An 18,611-nucleotide genomic window follows, 5' to 3' on the forward strand; every position below is an offset into this window, starting at 1 on the left:
ATGCCGGCCACCGCCGGCACCGACGGCAAGCGGGTGTTTCTGCAGCTGGGCCGCCCACCGGAGGAGCCCAACCAGTTCAACCACCCGGAAGCGCCGCGCGCCTACTCCCAGGAAGTCCGGTCCCGGCTCGAGGCCGACGCCAAGGAGATCATCGCCCGCTACCCGCAGCCGCGTTCGGCGATCCTGCCGCTGCTGCATCTGGTGCAGGCCGAAGACTCCTACATCACCCCGGCCGGCATGTCGTTCGTCGCCGACGTGCTCGGGCTGACCCACGCCGATGTCGCCGGGGTCGCCTCGTTCTACTCGATGTACCGGCGCAAACCGACCGGCGACTACCTGGTGGGCGTGTGCACCAACACGCTGTGTGCGGTGATGGGCGGCGACGCCATCTACGACGCCCTCAAGGAGCATCTGGACGTCAATGACGAGCAGACCACCGCCGACGGCAAGGTCACCCTGGAGCGCATCGAGTGCAACGCCGCTTGTGACTGCGCGCCGGTGGTGATGGTCAACTGGGAGTTCTTCGACCAGCAGACGCCGGAGACGGCGCGCGACCTCACCGATGCGCTGCGTTCCGGCACCGAGGTGCGTCCCAGCCGCGGGCTGCCGCTGACCAGCTTCCGCGAAACCTCCCGGGTACTCGCGGGGTTCGCCGATGGGCGTCCGGACGACGGTCAGGGCGGACCGGCCGGGCCGACGCTGGCGGGGCTGCGCTTCGCCCAGGAGCACGGCATGGCCGCGCCGGAATCCGACGCCGACGGGGGGCAACAGTGACGTCTCCCCCGCCGACCGCGGCGACCGCGCTGACCCCGGTCCTGAGCAGCTACTGGGACGATCCGGAGTCCTGGACGCTGGAAACCTACCGCCGGCACGGCGGCTATGTCGGTATGCGCAAGGCGCTGGCCATGGAACCCGATGACGTCATCGAGCTGGTCAAGGAATCCGGGCTGCGCGGCCGGGGCGGCGCCGGGTTCTCCACTGGGACCAAGTGGTCGTTCGTGCCGCAAGGCGATCAAGGCGCCGCAGCCAAACCTCATTACCTGCTGGTCAACGCCGATGAGTCCGAACCCGGCACCTGCAAGGACATGCCGCTGATGCTGGCGACGCCGCACGTGCTCATCGAGGGCATGATCATCTGTTGCCACGCGATCCGCGCCCGCCACGCTTTCATCTACGTGCGCGGTGAGGTGCTGCCGATCGTGCGTCGGCTGCAGAACGCGGTGGCCGAAGCCTACGCAGCAGGGCTGTTGGGCACCGACATCGACGGCACGGGATTCGACCTGGACATCACGGTGCACGCCGGGGCCGGCGCCTACATCTGCGGCGAGGAGACCGCGCTGATCGAGTCGCTGGAGGGCTACCGGGGCCAGCCGCGGCTACGGCCGCCGTTCCCCGCGGTCGCGGGCCTGTACGCCTCACCGACGGTGGTCAACAACGTCGAATCGATCGCCAGTGTGCCGTCGATCCTGCGTAACGGGGCGGAGTGGTTCCGCTCGATGGGCACCGAGAAGTCCCGCGGCTACACGCTGTATTCGCTGTCCGGGCACGTGAACCGGCCCGGCCAATACGAGGCGCCGCTCGGCATCACGCTGCGTGAGCTGCTCGAGTACGCCGGCGGGATCCGCGACGGCCATCGGCTGAAGTTCTGGACGCCGGGCGGATCCTCAACACCGCTGCTGACCGAAGAACACCTCGACATCCCGCTGGATTACGAGGGTATGGCGTCGGCCGGATCGATGTTGGGCACCAAGGCCCTGCAGATCTTCGACGAGACCACCTGCGTGGTGCGCGCGGCCATGCGCTGGTCGGAGTTCTACAAGCATGAGTCCTGCGGCAAGTGCACCCCGTGTCGTGAGGGCACCTACTGGCTGGTCCCGATCTACGAACGCCTCGAGACGGGCCGCGGCACCCCCGAAGACCTCGACACCTTGCTCGACATCGCCGACGTGCTGTTCGGAAAGTCTTTCTGCGCCTTGGGCGATGGTGCGGCGATGCCGGTGAAGTCGTCGATCGAGTACTTCCGTGACGAGTACATCGCCCACCTTGACGGGGGCTGCCCGTTCGACCCGAAAGCGAGCATGTTCGTGCCCAACGGATCTCACGGCGGTGTGGCGTGACTCAACCCCCTCAGGCCGACGGCCAGGAGTCGGTGACGTTCACCATCGACGACCGGCAGATCACGGTTCCCAAGGGCACCTTGATCATTCGGGCCGCCGAGCAACTGGGTATCGAGATCCCGCGGTTCTGCGATCATCCGCTGCTGGATCCGGTCGCCTGGTGCCGGCAATGCATGGTCGAGGTGGAGGGCCAGCGCAAACCGCAACCGTCCTGCGCGGTCGCCGCCGCCGACGGCATGGTGGTACGCACCCAGCACACCTCCGCCGAAGCCGACCGGGCCCAGCACCTGGTGATGGAACTGCTGCTGATCAACCACCCGCTGGACTGCCCGACCTGCGACAAGGGCGGCGAGTGCCCGCTGCAGAACCAGGCGATGACCCACGGCCGCACCGAGACCCGCTTCGAAGAGGCCAAGCGCACCTTTCCCAAGCCGATCAACATCTCCTCCCAGGTCCTGCTCGACCGGGACCGCTGCATCCTGTGCGCACGCTGCACCCGGTTCTCCGACGAGATCGCCGGGGACAAGTTCATCGAGATGATGGACCGCGGCGCCCTGCAGCAGGTCGCGATCTACACCGAGACGCCGTTCGACTCCTACTTCTCCGGCAACACCGTGCAGATCTGCCCGGTAGGCGCGCTCACCGGCGCCTCCTACCGGTTCCGGGCCCGACCGTTCGACCTGGTGTCCACACCCAGTGTCTGCGAGCACTGCGCGGCCGGCTGCGCCCAGCGCACCGACCACCGCCGCGGCAAGGTGATGCGCCGGATGGCCGGCGACGACCCGAACGTCAACGAAGAGTGGAACTGCGACAAGGGGCGCTGGGCCTTCACCTACGCCGTGCAGCCCGACCGGGTCGGCACCCCGCTGGTGCGCGATGACGCCGGGAACCTGGTCCCCACCTCGTGGCCGCACGCGCTGGCGGTGGCGGCGCGCGGATTGGCCGCCGCACGCGGGCGCACCGGCGTGCTGGTCGGCGGCCGGACGACCGCCGAAGATGCCTACGGTTACGCCAAATTCGCCCGGGTGGCGTTGCACGGAGATGACATCGACTTCCGGGCGCGCACCCAGTCCGCCGAGGAAGCCGCGTTCCTGGCCGCCCGGGTGGCCGGGCGCGGCAGCTCAGGGCCGTTCGGGGTCACCTACGCCGACCTGGAAGCCGCTGCCACCGTGTTGCTGGTCGGCCTGGAACCCGAGGAAGAGTCGCCGATCATCTTCCTGCGGCTGCGCAAAGCCGCCCGCAAGAAGAACACCCGGGTGTTCTCCGTCGCGCCGTTCGCCGATCGCGCACTGACCAAGATGTTCGGCACCTTGCTGCCCGCGGTGCCGGGCGGCGAGGCGGCGGTGCTGGACGACCTGCATGACGACCAGGACCTCGGGCAGTTGCTGCGCCAGCCCGGTGCGGTGGTGCTGGTCGGCGAGCGGTTGGCGGGCTCACCCGGCGCATTGTCCGCGGCGGTCCGACTGGCCGAGGCGACCGGGGCACGACTGGCCTGGGTGCCGCGTCGTGCCGGAGAGCGCGGCGCCCTGGAGGCCGGTGCCCTGCCCGGGCTGTTGCCCGGCGGGCGTCCGCTGGGCGAGGCGGCGGCGCGGGCCGAGGTCGCACAGGCCTGGGGCCTCCAGAGCCCCGACGATCTGCCGTCGCAGCCCGGGCGCGACACCGACGCCATCCTGGCGGCCGCCGCCGACGGGACACTGGGCGCGCTGGTGGTCGGCGGGGTCGAACCGGCTGACCTGGCCGACCCCGCTGCGGCGCTGGCCGCCCTGGACGCGGTCGAATTCCTGGTCAGCATCGAGTTGCGGCACAGCGAGGTCACCGAGCGCGCCGACGTGGTGTTGCCGAGCGCGGCGGCGGTGGAGAAGTCCGGCACCTACCTGAACTGGGAGGGCCGCCCCCGCCGGTTCGGTGTGGCGCTGGGTGAGCGCGGCACCCTGTCGGATCTGCGGGTGCTCGATGCGCTCGCCGAGGAGATGGGCGTAGCGCTGAAGCTTTCCACCGTGGAGGCAGCGCGCGACGAGCTGGCCCGGCTGGGTGGCTGGGACGGCCAGCGGGCAGCCGCGCCCGATATGCCGCCGGGTACTCCGGGGCAGCCCGAGGCGGGCGAGGCCGTGCTGGCCAGCTGGCGGATGCTGCTGGACAACGGACTGATGCAGGCCGGTGAACCGAACCTGGCCGCCACCGCCCGCAAGCCGGTGGCCCGGCTGGCGGCGACGACGGCTACCGAGATCGGTGCCGCGCCGGGCGATCCGGTCACGGTCAGCACCGAGCAGGGCGACATCACCTTGCCGTTGGTCATCACCGAGATGCCGGACCGGGTGGTGTGGTTGCCGATGAATTCTTCTGACTCAGCGGTGCACCGCAATCTCGGGGTCGGCCCGGGTGCGGTGGTACGGATTGGACGCAGACCATGAGCGATCCCTGGTGGCTGATGCTAGTCAAGGTGCTGGGCATCTTCGGATTCCTGGTGCTGACGGTGCTGTTGGCGATCGTCATCGAGCGAAAGGTGCTGGGGCGCATGCAGATGCGGCCCGGACCCAACCGGGTGGGGCCGAAGGGCTGGCTGCAGAGCCTCGCCGACGGCATCAAGCTGGCCCTGAAGGAGGACATCACCCCCGCCGGCGTCGACCGGGCGATCTACGTGATGGCGCCGGTCATCTCGACGGTGCCGGCGATCACCGCGTTCGCGGTGATGCCGCTCGGGCCGGAAGTCAGCATCTTCGGCCATCGCACCGCGTTGCAGCTGGCCGACCTGCCGATCGCGGTGCTGTTCATCCTGGCGATGTCGTCGATCGGGGTGTACGGCATCATCCTGGCCGGCTGGTCGTCGGGGTCGGTCTACCCGCTGCTGGGCGGTATCCGCTCCACCGCCCAGGTGATCTCCTACGAGGTCGCGATGGGGCTGTCGTTCGCGGCGGTGTTCCTCTACGCCGGCACGATGTCCACCTCGGGCATCGTGGCCGCCCAGGACCGGATGTGGTTCACCTTCCTGTTGATGCCGTCGTTCCTGGTCTATGTGACCGCGATGGTCGGCGAGACCAACCGCGCACCGTTCGACCTGCCCGAGGCCGAGGGCGAGCTGGTCGGCGGCTTCCACACCGAGTACTCGTCGCTGAAGTTCGCGCTGTTCTTCCTGGCCGAATACATCAACATCGCAACGGTTTCGGCGCTCGCCGTCACCTTGTTCTTCGGCGGCTGGCACGCACCGTTCCCGATCAACCTGTGGGCCGGCGCCAACTCCGGATGGTGGCCGCTGCTGTGGTTCACCGCCAAGGTATGGGGTTTCATCTTCATCTTCATCTGGCTGCGGGCCACCCTGCCCCGGCTGCGCTACGACCAGTTCATGGCGCTGGGCTGGAAGATCCTGATCCCGCTGGCGCTGGCCTGGGTGCTGGTCGCCGGGGTGCTGCGCAGCCTGCGCAATGACGGCTACCAGCACTGGCAAGTGGTGCTGATAGCCATCAGCACGCTCACCACAGTGGCGGTGCTGATGGCACTGCATCGCCGGTTCAGGGCGGTCAACACCCGGCGGGCCGCACCCGCGCCACCGCCCGTCACCGCTTCGGGGGGATCGTTCCCGACACCCCCGCTGCCGCAGCGCGATTCACCGCGGGTCAAGGAGGATGTCAATGGCTAGGATCAGAGACGCTCTGGCCGGATTTGGCGTCACCTGGAAGACGATGTTCAAACGGCCGATCAACGACGGCTACCCGGAGCACAAGAAGCCGACGGCGCGGCGCTACCACGGGCGCCACCAACTCAACCGGCACCCGGACGGCCTGGAGAAGTGCATCGGCTGCGAGCTGTGCGCCTGGGCCTGTCCGGCCGACGCCATCTATGTCGAGGCCGCCGACAACACCGACGACGAACGCTTCTCCCCTGGCGAACGCTACGGCCGTGTCTACCAGATCAACTACCTGCGCTGTATCGGGTGCGGCCTGTGCATCGAGGCCTGCCCCACCCGCGCGCTGACCATGACCAACGACTACGAGATGGCCGCCGACAATCGCGCCGACCTGATCCTGGAACGCCACCAGTTGCTGGCACCGCTGGAGCCCGGGATGACCGCGCCGCCGCACCCGATGCCGCCCGGCGCCACCGACAAGGACTACTACCTGGGCCGGGTCGGCCCCGACGGACTCGATGAGGACCCGGACCTGTTCGTCATGCTCGACCGCAAGAAACAGGGCAAGGCCTGATGGACGCCACACTTCTTGCCGCCGACCTCGTCGTCCGCACCTCCACCGGAGAGGCGGTGACATTCTGGATCCTGGGCGCCGTGGCGCTGGTCGGTGCGGTCGGAGTCGTCACCGCCGCCAAGGCGGTGTATTCGGCGTTGTTCCTGGCGATGACGATGCTCGCGCTGGCCGTGTTCTATTTCGTTCAGGACGCGATGTTCCTCGGTGTGGTGCAGATCGTGGTCTACACCGGCGCGGTGATGATGCTGTTCCTGTTCGTGATGATGCTGATCGGCGTCGACTCCGCCGAGTCTCTGGTGGAGACCCTGCGTGGCCAGCGGATCGCCTCGACGCTCGCCGGTATCGGCTTCGGGGTGCTGCTGATCGCCGGAATCGGCGGCGCCACCGTACACCTGCGCCGGATCGGCGCTCCCGCCGCGGCGACCGGCAGCTCGGCCGAAGTGGGCCAGAGCAACGTCGAGGGACTCGCGGCGCTGATCTTCACCCGCTACCTCTGGGCGTTCGAACTCACCAGTGCATTGCTGATCACCGCGGTGGTCGCGGCCATGGTGCTGACGCATCGCGAGCGCCTGCGACCCCGGATGACGCAGCGGGAGCTGTCCATCCGGCGCTTCCGGGCCGGCCACCGACCCACGCCGCTGCCGACGCCGGGCGTCTACGCCCGCCACAACGCCGTCGACATCGCCGCACGGCTGCCCGACGGCTCCTACTCGGAACTGTCGGTGTCGGACACCTTGCAGCACCGCTGGGTCGGCGCCACCGGCAACGCGGTGCATGCACCCGGGGAGGAGTCAGACCAGTGAATCCGGAGAACTATCTCTACCTGTCGGCGATGCTGTTCACCCTCGGCGCCACCGGAGTGATGTTGCGGCGCAACGCGTTGGTGATGTTCATGTGCGTCGAGCTGATGCTCAATGCCGCCAACCTGGCGTTCGTCACCTTCGCCCGGCTGCACACCCAGCTCGACGGCCAGATGGTGGCGTTCTTCACGATGGTCGTCGCCGCCTGCGAGGTGGTGATCGGCCTGGCCATCATCATGACGATCTTCCGGGCCCGGCGATCGGTGTCGGTCGACGACGCGAACCTACTGCGCGGCTAGGAGTGGGAAGCTCAATGACGAATCTGAGCCAGCTGAGCTGGCTGCTGGTAGCCCTGCCGGCGGCCGGCGCGCTGATCCTGTTGCTCGGCGGGCGGCGGACCGACCGGTGGGGGCACCTGCTGGGCTCTGCCACCGTCCTCGGGTCGTTCGGGATCGGACTGGCGCTGCTGGCCGACATGCTGGGCCGGCCGGGCGAGGACCGGGCGATCCACACCCACCTGTTCAGCTGGGTTCCGGTCGGCGCCCTGCAGGTCGACTTCGGGGTGCTGATCGACCCGCTGTCGATCTGCTTCGTGCTGCTGATCAGTGGCGTGGGCGCGTTGATCCACATCTACTCGATCGGCTACATGGCTGCAGACCCCGATCGCCGACGGTTCTTCGCCTACCTGAACCTGTTCGTCGCGTCGATGCTGCTGCTGGTCGTGGCCGACAACTACCTGGGCCTCTACGTAGGCTGGGAAGGCGTCGGCCTGGCGTCCTACCTGCTGATCGGGTTCTGGTACGCCCGGCCGGTTGCCGCGGCCGCCGGCAAGAAGGCGTTCGTGTCCAACCGGGTCGGCGACTTCGGGTTGTCGCTGGCGATGTTCGCCATGTTCGCCGGCTTCGGCACACTGTCCTTCGACGGATTGTTCAGCGCGGTCGGCGACGCCGGACCCAGCGGACTCACCACCGCGATCGGCTTGCTGCTGCTGCTGGGGGCGTGCGCCAAGTCCGCCCAGGTCCCGCTGCAGGCCTGGTTGTTCGACGCGATGGAGGGTCCCACCCCGGTGTCGGCGCTCATCCATGCCGCCACCATGGTGACCGCCGGGGTGTACCTGATCGTGCGCTCCGGCCCGGTGTACGACCTGTCGGCCGACGCCCGGCTGGCGGTGGTGGTGGTGGGTGCGGTCACGCTGCTCTTCGGTGCGATCATCGGCTGCGCCAAAGACGACATCAAGCGGGCGCTGGCCGCCTCCACCGTCAGCCAGATCGGTTACATGGTGCTGGCCGCGGGGCTCGGCCCGGCCGGCTATGCCGTCGCGATCCTGCACCTGCTCACCCACGGCTTCTTCAAAGCCGGGCTGTTCCTGGGTTCGGGTTCAGTGATGCACGGGATGAACGACGAGCAGGACATGCGCCGCTACGGCGCGTTGCGCGCCTTCATGCCGGTGACGTTCGTGACGTTCGGTATCTGCTACCTGGCGATCATCGGGGTGCCGCCGTTCGCCGGCTTCTACTCCAAGGACGCCATCATCGAGGCCGCACTGGCCACCGGCGGAACCCGAGGCTGGATCCTGGGCGCGGTGACGATCCTGGGTGCGGGCATCACCGCCTTCTACATGACCCGGGTGATGCTGATGACGTTCGGCGGCGAACGCCGCTGGGCCGCCGAAGAGAGCGAGGTGAGCGCGGAGCGGGCACTGCAGCACCCGCACGAATCTCCGCGGGTGATGACCTGGCCGATGATCGTGCTGGCGGCCGGCGCAGTGGTCTCCGGCGCCGCGCTGGCCATCGGCGGGCGCCTGGAGCACTGGCTGGAACCGGTGGTGAGCCCGGTGGCCGGTGCGGCCCACGAGACGGCGCACGCCATTCCGGCCTGGCTCACCGGTGCCATCACCCTGGGCATCGTGCTGCTCGGCGCCGGGGTCGCCTACCGCCTGTACGGCCGCAAACCGATACCGGTCACGGCACCTACCGATGTGTCGCCGCTGACGGTGGCGGCCCGCCAGTATCTCTACGGCGATGCCTTCAACGAGGAGGTGTTCATGCGTCCGGGTAACCGACTGGCGCAAGGCCTGGTCGAAGTCGACGACCGGGCGGTGGACGGTTCGGTCAACGCCCTGGCCGGGCTGGTGGCGATCGGGTCGTATCTGATGCGCCGCGTGCAGACCGGCTTCGTGCGCTCCTATGCACTGACGATGCTGGCCGGCACGGTGCTGGTCGTGGTGGTAGTGCTGGCGGTGCAACTGTGAACATGAACCTGCCCTGGCTGAGCCTGCTGTGGCTGCTGCCGTTGGTCGGCGCCGGCCTGGTCATCGTGTTGCCGGCCGGGGCCGCGCGGCTGGCGAAGTGGACCGGCCTGTTGGTGAGCCTGGTGACGCTGGCGGTGGCGATCGTGGTCACCGTCGGCTTCGACACCACGCCCGTCGCCGCGCCCTACCAGTTCGTCGAATCCCATTCCTGGATACCGGCGTTCGGGGCTAGCTACACCCTCGGCGTGGACGGAATCGCGGTGGTGCTGGCGCTGCTGACCGCCGGCCTGGTGCCGCTGCTGATGCTGGCCGGCTGGAATGACGGCGGTGAACGCACCCGCGGCCCGCACGCCTTCGCCGCGCTGACGCTGACCGTCGAGGCGATGGTGCTGATCTCGCTGGTCTCGCTGGATGTGCTGCTGTTCTACGTGTTCTTCGAGGCGATGCTGATCCCGATGTACTTCATGATCGGCGGCTTCGGCAACGGCGCCAAACGCTCGCAAGCGGCCTTGAAATTCCTGCTGTACAACCTGTTCGGCGGCCTGATCATGCTGGCCGCGGTGATCGGCGTGTACGTGGTGAGCGCCCGGGAGGGCTCCTCGGGGGGCACCTTCGACTTCCGCGAACTGGTCTCGCTGTTCTCCTCGGCGACCACCACCGTGGACCCGGGTGTGCTCAAGCTGCTGTTCGCCGGTTTCATGTTCGCGTTCGCGGTCAAGGCTCCGCTGTGGCCGCTGCACCGGTGGCTGCCCGACGCGGCGGTGGAATCCACCCCCGCCACCGCGGTGCTGATGATGGCGGTCATGGACAAGGTGGGCACCTTCGGCATGCTGCGCTACTGCCTGCAGCTGTTCCCGGACGCCTCAACGTATTTCCGCCCGGCCATCATCGTGCTGGCGGTGATCGGGGTGGTCTACGGCGCGATGGTGGCGATCGGCCAGCGCGACATCATGCGGCTGATCGCCTACACGTCTATCTCGCACTTCGGCTTCATCATCCTGGGGATCTTCGTGATGACCAGCCAGGGCCAGAGCGGGTCGACGCTGTACATGCTCAACCACGGGCTGTCCACTGCGGCACTGTTCCTGATCGCCGGGTTCTTGATCTCCCGGCGCGGCGGCACCCGGTCGATCGCCGACTACGGCGGCGTACAGAAGGTGGCCCCCGTCATGGCCGGCACCTTCATGGTCGCGGCGATGGCCACCCTGTCGCTGCCCGGACTCGCCCCGTTTATCAGCGAATTCCTGGTATTGCTGGGCACTTTCAACCGGTACTGGCTGGCGGCGACGATCGGCACCACCGCACTGGTGCTGTCATCGATCTACATGCTGTGGCTCTACCAGCGGGTGATGACCGGCCCGGTCACCGCCGGCAACGAACGCATCCGCGATCTGGTGCCGCGCGAACTCGTCGTCGTCGCACCGCTGCTCGCGCTGCTGCTGTTCCTGGGCTTCTACCCGAAACCGGTGCTGGACATCATCAACCCGGGCGTCGAGCACACCTTGACCACGATCGGCCAGACCGACCCGGCACCGCTGACCGCTGAGGGGGCGCACTGACATGTCGGGCATGCCAACACCCCACATCGAATACGACCTTCTGCTGCCACTGCTGATCGTCTTCGGCACCGCGGTCACCGGCGTGCTCTTCGAGGCGTTCGTGGCACGGCGGGCGCGCTACCTGGTGCAGGTCCTGCTGGCCGCCGGCGGACTGACCGCCGCGTTCGCCGCCATCGTCGCCGTGGGCCGGGATTTGCCGGCCGCCGGCCACACCGCGGTGCTGGGCGCGGTGGCGGTCGACCGGCCGGTGCTGGTGCTGCAGGGCACGATACTGCTGGTCGGGATCATGGCCGTCGTCTTCATCGCCGAACGCAACGTCGGCGCCACCGAGGGACCGGGCGCCGCCACCGCCACGCCCCGGGGGCTGGATTCGTTCACCCCGCAGGCGTCCGCGGTCCCGGGCAGCGCCGCCGAACTCGACGCCGCCCGCAGCGGGTTCACCCAGACCGAGGTGTTCCCGCTGACCGTGCTGGCGGTCGGCGGCATGCTGGTGTTCCCCGCGGCCAACGACCTGGTCACCATGTTCGTGGCCCTGGAAGTGCTCTCGCTGCCGCTGTATCTGCTGTGCGGGCTGGCCCGCTATCGTCGCCTGCTATCGCAGGAAGCGGCGCTGAAATACTTTCTGCTGGGCGCGTTCTCCTCGGCGCTGTTCCTGTTCGGCGCGGCCCTGATCTATGGCGCGACGGCATCGCTGGCACTGCCTGAAATCGGCGAGCAGTTGTTCGCCCACAGCCGCGATCCGCTGGCGCTGATCGGCGCCGGGCTGTTGTTGGTGGGGCTGTTCTTCAAGGTCGGCGCCGTACCGTTTCACTCCTGGGTGCCCGACGTCTATGTCGGCGCGCCCACACCGATCACCGGATTCATGGCGGCCGCCACCAAGGTCGCCGCATTCGGGGCGATGCTGCGGATCGTCTATGTGGCACTGCCGGCCCTGCACGACCAGTGGCGTCCGCTGCTGTGGCTGATCTCGGTGCTGACCATGGTGGTCGCGACCATCGCGGCGATCACCCAGACCGAGATCAAGCGGATGCTCGCCTACTCCTCGATCGCCCACGTGGGCTTCGTGCTGACCGGCGTGCTGGCCGCGATCCCGGCCGGTGTCTCCTCGACGCTGTTCTATCTGGTGGCCTACAGTTTCTCCACGGTGGGCGCCTTCGCGGTTGTGAACCTGATCCGCGGCTCGGGCGGCGAGGAAGAGCTGGACATGTCCCGGTGGGCCGGTCTGGGGCAGCGCTATCCCGTTGTGGGACTTCTGTTCTCAATGTTCCTGCTGGCCTTCGCGGGTATTCCGTTGACCAGCGGCTTCGTCAGCAAGTTCGCGGTCTTCAAGGCCGCCGCGGAGGGCGACGCCGTCCCGCTGGTGGTGATCGGCGTGGTCACCAGCGGCGTCGCCGCCTACTTCTACGTCCGGGTGATCGTGCTGATGTTTTTCACCGACTCCCCCGCCGATCCGCCGCAACTGGTGCTGCCCAGCGTCTGGAGCAAGGCGGCGATCGCGCTGTGCGCCGCGGTCACCATCGGGCTCGGCGTGTTCCCGCAGCCGTTGCTCGACCTGGTGCACGCCGCGACGATATTCGCCCGGTAGCCGCTCGATGATGGTCATCATGGACTGATGGACGACCAATCATTCGAGCGCCTGGCCGCGATGCTGGACTACAGCATGTTCGTGGTGACGACCGAGGCCACCGGGCATCGCTCGGGCTGCCTGGTCGGGTTCGCCACCCAGACCAGCTTGCAGCCGCCGCGGTTTCTGGTCGGGATATCCAAGCGCAATCACACCTTCGGGGTGGCGGCGCGCTCGCGGCACCTGGCCGTTCATGTGCTGGAACGCCGCAGCCTTGAGCTCGCCCGGCTGTTCGGCGGCCAGACCGGCGACGACACCGACAAGTTCCAGCACTGCAGCTGGCACACCGGCCCCGCGGGTATGCCGATCCTCGATGACGCCGCGGCCTGGTTCGTCGGCAAGACGCTGAGCCGTATCGAGCTCGGCGACCATCTGGGCTACCTGTTGGAGCCCGTCGCCGGGCATGCCTCCCGCCCGGCCGGGCGGCTGCTGGCGTTCTCCGACGTCGGCGACATCGAGCCCGGCCACGACGCCTGACTTGGAGCTCAGCTCGGCCGGCGCACCGGCAGGCCGGCAGCCTGGTAGATCGCGTCGATGACGGTCATGTTCTCGATCGCGTCCGCCGGCGTGGTGCGCACCGGTGCGCCGCGCAGCACCGCGTCGGCGAACGCGTCGAGCTGAAAGGCGTAGGAGGCCCGGTGGGTGAAGCGTTCGACGCGCTTGCCGTGCTGGGAGTGCACCCGCAGCCGGTGCAGGTACTGGGGCATCAGCGGGTTGAACGCCCGTAGCTCCCCCCGATCGCCGATTACCCGAGCACTGACCTGCAGCAGGTTCGTCGACCACAGTGAGCAGCGGATCGACCCGGTGTGTCCGGCCGGGAACCGCAACTGTGCCGTCATGGCGCGATCAATCTGCGGATCGCGCAGCTTCGCCTGTGCCGAAACGACTTCCGGGGTTGCCCTGCCGAAGGTGCGGGCCATGTGCACCGCATAACAGCCGGCGTCCATCAACGCGCCGCCGGCAAGCGAGAAGTCGTAGCGGATATCGGAGAACCGCGGCAGCGGGAAGCTCAGCGCGGCGTCCACCCGCCGCAGCGTGCCCAACTCCCCCGAGGCGATGATCTCCTCGATGCGCAACGTCATCGGGTGATACCGGTAGTGGAACGCCTCCATCACCACCCGGCCGGTTGCGGCGGCCACCTCGGCGATCTCGCGGGCTTCGACGGCGTTGGCGGTGAACGGCTTCTCGCACAGCACATGTTTGCCGGCAGTCAGCGCCGCGCGGGTCCAGCGCCCGTGCAGGTTGTTGGGCAGCGGGTTGTAGACCGCGTCGATGTCCGGATCGGCGATCAGGTCGTCGTAGCCATCGTGCACCCGGCCGATGCCGTGCTTGCGCGCAAAGGCGCGGGCACGTCCGCCATCGCGGGCCGCAACCGCGCCGACCACCACCTCGGGGTTATCGGCTGCGGGTTTGAGCAGCGATATCGGGGTGATCCGCGCCGCACCGAGCACCCCGATCCGCAGTCTGGAGGGGGTCATCGGTCCGTGGTCCTTTCCAGGATGAAACCGGCCACCCGCCGGCCGGCCAGCTCCGCGCTGGTCATGTCGATCACCGCCCGCGCCTGCTCGCGCACCGGAGTCTTCGGATCCAGCACCGATAGGTAGACCTCGTGCGCGGCCAGCGAATCCACCGCGGTGTCGAGGTAGCCGTCCACGATCTCGACGTGGGTGGGCGCCGGCCCGTTCTGGAACAGCCAGCGCGGCGGGTTGTCCAGCGCGTCCCAGACGTCGGTGACCGCGGCGGCGAACTCGATGTGGTCGGTTTGGTTGGGGGCACCCGGCGCGAAGTGCGCGCCGCCGTAGATCGCCACGACCACGTCGGGACGGACGTCGGCAAGCACCGAGGCAATCTTGGCGCGTAACGCCGGCGTGTTGCGGATGTTGCTGTCGGGGAAGTCCCAGAAGTCGACGTCCGGCACGCCCACGATGGCCGCCGCTCGCCGTTGCTCGGCCTCCCGGATCGGCCCGGCCTGCTGCGGATCCATCCCGGCGATGCCGGCCTCGCCGCGGCTGGCCAGCGCGTAGCGGACGGTCTTGCCGGCGGCGGTCCACTTGACGACCGCAGCAGCGGTGCCGTACTCGGGATCGTCGGGATGCGGCACCAGCACCAGAAGCGATGCCCAGTCGGCCGGGAAGGGCTGCGGTTCGGTCGAGGCGGACATCGGGTTATGCCATCACACCGTGGGCGATGATGTCGGCGATCCGTTCCACCCAATCCCCGCCGAGATCATCGTCGGGGCGCAACAGCATGCCCAACAGGGTTGCGCCGCCGATCAATTCGACCAACCGGCCGGGATCGACATCACGCGCGTCACCGCGGCGCACCGAATCGGCCACCCATCCGCGCATCACCTCGAACAAGCCCGCGAATCGCTCGAGGATGCGGGCGGTCAGCTCGGCATTGCCGGCCATGTCGGCGATCAGGCCGGGCAAGGCGGCCCGCACCACCGGGCTGGTGAACGCATCGCGCGCACCGGCCATCATCGCCCGCAGGTCGCCGGCCACATCCCCCGGCGGCGCGGTCACCGCCGTCGGCGGCACCGAGAAGGCGGCCTCGTGCACCAGTTCGGCCTTGCTGGGCCAGCGGCGGTACAGCGCGGTCTTGGTCGTGCCGGCCCGCTCGGCGACGGCCGCCAGGCTCAAATTCGAATACCCGACCTCGACAACCAGTTCCGCGGCGGCCTTCAATATGGCAGCGTCGATACGGGGATCACGGGGCCGCCCGGCCCCGGGTCCCTTGTCAACCGATGAAGGTTCTGCTTTCATAACGCTACCTGTCGTATCGTAATTAGTGTGACGGAGGATGCAACCATGGTCGACCAACCGACTGTGGAACGAGATGTTGGCCGGATCCAGCGTTCCAGCCGTGATGTCACCACCTTGCCCACGGTAATGTCTCGCTGGCTTGCGACGCAGCTGCCCAGCGGGGCCACGCCGGAGATCACCGTGGAAAGCGGCGTCGACACCAACGGCATGTCGTCGGAGACGATCATGCTCACCGGCCGCTGGATCGCCGACGGCACCCCGGTCGAGCAGCGCTGGGTGATGCGGGTGGCCCCGGCCGGCGAAGACATCCCGGTGTTCAAGACCTACCGGTTGGACCATCAGTTCGAGGTGATGCGACGCGTCGGGGAACTCACCGACGTCCCGGTGCCCAAGGTCCGCTGGATCGAACCCACCGGAGAGGTCCTGGGCCGGCCGTTCTTCTTGATGGACCGCATCGACGGCCAGGTGCCCCCCGACGTCATGCCCTATACCTTCGGTGGCAACTGGTTCGCCGACGCCGCCGCCGAACAGCAACGGACCCTGCAGGACGCCACCATCGAGGTACTGGCCAAGCTGCACCAGATCCCGGATGCCGCAACGACGTTCGACTTTCTCGACGAGCGACGCAGCGGCGAGTCCACGCTGCAGCGGCACTTCGCCCACATCCGCGACTGGTATGAGTTCGCGGTACCCGACATCGGCCGCTCGCCCCTGCTGGACCGCACTATCGCCTGGCTGGAGGCGAACTGGCCGGCCGACGCGGCCGCCGGCGAGACGGTGCTGTGCTGGGGCGACTCCCGGATCGGCAACGTACTCTACCGCGACTTCCGCCCGGTCGCCGTGCTGGACTGGGAGATGGTGGCGCTTGGGCCGCGCGAACTGGACGTGTCCTGGGTGATCTTCGCGCACCTGGTGTTCGAGGAACTCGCCGGGCTGGCCGGATTGCCCGGCCTGCCGCAGGTGCTGCGCGAAGAGGACGTCCGGGCCGGCTACCAGCGACTCACCGGCGTCGAACTGGGCGACCTGCACTGGTTCTACGTCTACGCGGGCCTGATGTGGGCGATTGTGTTCATGCGCACCGGGGCCCGCCGAGTGCACTTCGGGGAGATGGAGAAGCCCGACAATCCCGAAGCCCTCTTCTACCACGCAGGATTGCTGAAAAAGCTGATCGGAGAACAGAACTGATGCTGGGACCTCTCGACGAATACCCGGTTCACCAACTGCCGCAACCGATCGCCTGGCCGGGCTCCTCGGACCGCAACTTCTACGACCGGTGCTACCTGAACGCCCACGACCGCTCCGGGGACATCTTCTTGATCACCGGGTGCGGCTACTACCCCAACCTCGGCGTGAAGGACGCCTTCGTGCTGGTCCGCCGCGGTGACACCCAGACCGCGGTGCACCTCTCCGACGCCATCGACTCCGACCGGCTCAACCAGCACGTCGGCAGCTATCGGGTGGAGGTTACCGACCCATTGCGTTCGCTGCGGGTGGTCATGGACGAGACCGAGGGCATCGCGCTGGACCTGCGCTGGGAGGGCCTGTTCGACGTGGTGCAGGAGCAGCGGCACATCCTGCGCACCGGTACCCGGGTGACGCTGGACGCGCAGCGCTTCGCCCAACTGGGCTCCTGGAGTGGGCAGATCGTCATCGACGGCGAACAGATCGCCGTCGACCCGTCGGTCTGGATCGGATCGCGCGACCGGTCCTGGGGTATTCGCCCGGTCGGCGAACGCGAACCGGCCGGCCGGCCCGCCGACCCGCCGTTCGACGGCATGTGGTGGCTGTACGTGCCGATCGCGTTCGACGACTTCGCGGTGGTGATGATCATCCAGGAGGAGCCCGACGGATTCCGTTCGCTCAACGACTGCACCCGGATCTGGCGCGACGGCAGGGTCGAACAGCTCGGCTGGCCGCGGGTCTCCACCCGCTACCGCTCCGGTACCCGCATCGCCACCGGGGCCACCATCGAAGCGACCCGGCCCGACGGCACCCCGGTGGTCTTCGAGGTGGAATCCAAACTGCCGGTGCCGATTCACGTCGGCGGCGGCTACGGCGGCGACAGCGACTGGCTGCACGGGGAATGGAAGGGCGAGAAGTTCACCGAGCGGCTGACCTACGACATGACCGATCCCGGCGTCCTCGGGCGCACCAGCTTCGGGATGATCGACCACGTGGGGCGGGCGGTGTGCCGCGACGGCGACGCCGCCCCGGTGGAGGGCTGGGGCCTCTACGAGCATGGTGTACTGGGCCGGCACGACCCGACCGGGTTCCCCGACTGGGTCACCATGGCGCCTTAAGCGAGGTTGGTGACGATCTCGCCGATCAGCGCCGGGGCGACCGGCGCGGCCTGGTAGACGCATACGGTGTCGGAGATGCCCTCGACCCGCTCACGGATGTGCGCGGCCACCTGCGCCGGCGTGCCGCAGGCGGCGATGGTGTGCAACACCTCGTCGTCGATCAACGCACCCATCTGCGACCAGCGGCCCTGTTTGGACAACGCGTTCAGTTCGGGCTGCAGCTCCTGCCAGCCGTGTTCGGCCAGCACCGGCGCATAGGCGGGAGTCGACGCGTAGAAGCCGAGCAGCATCCGGGTGGCGGCTTCGGCGGCCTCCCGCTCGGCGTCGGTGGCCCCGGTGGCCACGATGACTTCGGGCACCACGGCGAACTCCTCTTCGCGCCGGCCGGCGCGTTGCAGCCCGGCGCGCACGGCGGTCATCGTGACCTGGTGCAGGAATCGCTTGGTGGAGAACGGCATCACCAACAGACCATCGGCGTGCTCGGCAGCCGCCCGGGTCAGCCGGGGCCCTAATGCGCCGAGGAAGATCGGCGGGGCGCCGTGCGGGTTCGGCCCGGGACTGAACGTCGGGGTCATCAGGGTGTGGCGGTAGTAGTCGCCACGAAAATCCAAGCGGGCGCCGGTGTCCCAGGAGTCGAAGATCGCCCGTAACGCTGCGATCAGCTCGACCATGCGCTGCACCGGGTGGTCGAAGTCGGCGCCGAACCGCTTTTCGATCTGGGCGCGCACCTGGGTGCCCAACCCCAGGACGAACCGCCCACCGCTGAGCAGCTGATGGTCATTGGCCTGATGCGCCAGATGGATCGGGTTGCGCGGGAAGGCGATCGCGACGTTGGTCATCAAATCCAGCCCGCCCACGCCGGCCGCCAGCGTCAGCGGCGCGAACACGTCATGGGGGCCCTCGAACGTGAACACCCCGTGTACACCGGCGTCGCGCAGTTCGCCCGCCTGCTCGACGACGCCGGTCAGTCCGCTCAGCGCGGTGAGGACCTTCAACGCC

General features: G+C 68.4%; 17 protein-coding genes. 13 read left to right on the forward strand and 4 right to left on the reverse strand.

Going from position 1 to position 18,611, the window contains the following annotated elements; all coding sequences use genetic code 11:
* The 11 genes from nuoE to A5771_RS08570 are packed head-to-tail and all read left to right on the forward strand — an operon-like array spanning nt 1 to nt 13,024.
* The gene (gene nuoE, locus A5771_RS08520; RefSeq protein WP_064854824.1) at nt 1-774 is read left to right on the forward strand and encodes an NADH-quinone oxidoreductase subunit NuoE; all 774 of its coding nucleotides are present in this window, start codon (nt 1-3) and stop codon (nt 772-774) included.
* Nucleotides 771-2,117: an NADH-quinone oxidoreductase subunit NuoF gene (gene nuoF / locus A5771_RS08525; protein WP_064854761.1), complete on the forward strand. Its 1,347-nt coding sequence runs from the start codon at nt 771-773 to the stop codon at nt 2,115-2,117. The genes nuoE and nuoF overlap by 4 nt, the downstream gene beginning before the upstream one ends.
* Nucleotides 2,114-4,528 (forward strand): NADH-quinone oxidoreductase subunit G, encoded by a 2,415-nt coding sequence (locus A5771_RS08530; protein WP_064854762.1) that lies wholly within the window; start codon nt 2,114-2,116, stop codon nt 4,526-4,528. Before nuoF ends, A5771_RS08530 begins: the two co-directional genes overlap by 4 nt.
* A complete protein-coding gene (gene nuoH / locus A5771_RS08535) occupies nt 4,525-5,751 on the forward strand; it encodes an NADH-quinone oxidoreductase subunit NuoH (protein ID WP_064854763.1) in 1,227 nt (408 codons plus the stop codon). The genes A5771_RS08530 and nuoH overlap by 4 nt, the downstream gene beginning before the upstream one ends.
* The gene (gene nuoI / locus A5771_RS08540) at nt 5,744-6,313 is read left to right on the forward strand and encodes an NADH-quinone oxidoreductase subunit NuoI (protein ID WP_064854764.1); all 570 of its coding nucleotides are present in this window, start codon (nt 5,744-5,746) and stop codon (nt 6,311-6,313) included. The genes nuoH and nuoI overlap by 8 nt, the downstream gene beginning before the upstream one ends.
* The gene (locus A5771_RS08545) at nt 6,313-7,116 is read left to right on the forward strand and encodes an NADH-quinone oxidoreductase subunit J (RefSeq protein ID WP_064854765.1); all 804 of its coding nucleotides are present in this window, start codon (nt 6,313-6,315) and stop codon (nt 7,114-7,116) included. Before nuoI ends, A5771_RS08545 begins: the two co-directional genes overlap by 1 nt.
* Complete coding sequence (gene nuoK / locus A5771_RS08550) at nt 7,113-7,412, forward strand: NADH-quinone oxidoreductase subunit NuoK (protein ID WP_019738313.1); 300 nt, start codon at nt 7,113-7,115, stop codon at nt 7,410-7,412. The genes A5771_RS08545 and nuoK overlap by 4 nt, the downstream gene beginning before the upstream one ends.
* 14 nt (nt 7,413-7,426) lie before the next feature.
* Nucleotides 7,427-9,364 (forward strand): NADH-quinone oxidoreductase subunit L, encoded by a 1,938-nt coding sequence (gene nuoL, locus A5771_RS08555; RefSeq protein WP_064854825.1) that lies wholly within the window; start codon nt 7,427-7,429, stop codon nt 9,362-9,364.
* 2 nt (nt 9,365-9,366) lie between these two features.
* Complete coding sequence (locus A5771_RS08560; protein ID WP_064854766.1) at nt 9,367-10,923, forward strand: NADH-quinone oxidoreductase subunit M; 1,557 nt, start codon at nt 9,367-9,369, stop codon at nt 10,921-10,923.
* Between the two features lies 1 nt (nt 10,924).
* Nucleotides 10,925-12,508, forward strand: a complete 1,584-nt coding sequence (gene nuoN / locus A5771_RS08565; protein WP_064854767.1) for an NADH-quinone oxidoreductase subunit NuoN — start codon at nt 10,925-10,927, stop codon at nt 12,506-12,508.
* 27 nt (nt 12,509-12,535) lie between these two features.
* Nucleotides 12,536-13,024 carry a flavin reductase family protein gene (locus A5771_RS08570; protein ID WP_064854768.1) on the forward strand — a complete coding sequence of 163 codons (489 nt, stop codon included), beginning with the start codon at nt 12,536-12,538 and terminating at the stop codon, nt 13,022-13,024.
* Nucleotides 13,025-13,032: 8 nt separating this feature from the next.
* On the opposite strand, the gene A5771_RS08575 is transcribed toward A5771_RS08570, so the two are convergent.
* From A5771_RS08575 to A5771_RS08585, 3 genes are read right to left on the reverse strand one after another with little or no spacing between them, the layout of a single operon-like run.
* Nucleotides 13,033-14,025 carry a Gfo/Idh/MocA family protein gene (locus tag A5771_RS08575; protein ID WP_064854769.1) on the reverse strand — a complete coding sequence of 331 codons (993 nt, stop codon included), beginning with the start codon at nt 14,023-14,025 and terminating at the stop codon, nt 13,033-13,035.
* Nucleotides 14,022-14,708: a PIG-L deacetylase family protein gene (locus tag A5771_RS08580; RefSeq protein WP_064854770.1), complete on the reverse strand. Its 687-nt coding sequence runs from the start codon at nt 14,706-14,708 to the stop codon at nt 14,022-14,024. Before A5771_RS08580 ends, A5771_RS08575 begins: the two co-directional genes overlap by 4 nt.
* A 4-nt stretch (nt 14,709-14,712) precedes the next feature.
* Nucleotides 14,713-15,312 (reverse strand): TetR/AcrR family transcriptional regulator, encoded by a 600-nt coding sequence (locus tag A5771_RS08585; RefSeq protein ID WP_064854771.1) that lies wholly within the window; start codon nt 15,310-15,312, stop codon nt 14,713-14,715.
* A 45-nt stretch (nt 15,313-15,357) separates the two neighbouring features.
* Between A5771_RS08585 and A5771_RS08590 the strand changes: the two genes are divergently transcribed.
* Both A5771_RS08590 and A5771_RS08595 read left to right on the forward strand, forming a co-directional pair.
* Nucleotides 15,358-16,497: a phosphotransferase family protein gene (locus tag A5771_RS08590; protein WP_064854772.1), complete on the forward strand. Its 1,140-nt coding sequence runs from the start codon at nt 15,358-15,360 to the stop codon at nt 16,495-16,497.
* Nucleotides 16,497-17,612 carry a hypothetical protein gene (locus A5771_RS08595; protein WP_064854773.1) on the forward strand — a complete coding sequence of 372 codons (1,116 nt, stop codon included), beginning with the start codon at nt 16,497-16,499 and terminating at the stop codon, nt 17,610-17,612. The genes A5771_RS08590 and A5771_RS08595 overlap by 1 nt, the downstream gene beginning before the upstream one ends.
* Here A5771_RS08595 and A5771_RS08600 read toward each other — a convergent pair.
* Complete coding sequence (locus tag A5771_RS08600) at nt 17,609-18,607, reverse strand: TIGR03617 family F420-dependent LLM class oxidoreductase (protein ID WP_064854774.1); 999 nt, start codon at nt 18,605-18,607, stop codon at nt 17,609-17,611. The two genes, A5771_RS08595 and A5771_RS08600, sit on opposite strands and share 4 nt — an antisense overlap.
* Nucleotides 18,608-18,611: the final 4 nt, after the last annotated feature.

The organism is Mycolicibacter sinensis, from assembly GCF_001667375.1.
GTDB lineage: Bacteria > Actinomycetota > Actinomycetes > Mycobacteriales > Mycobacteriaceae > Mycobacterium > Mycobacterium sinense_A.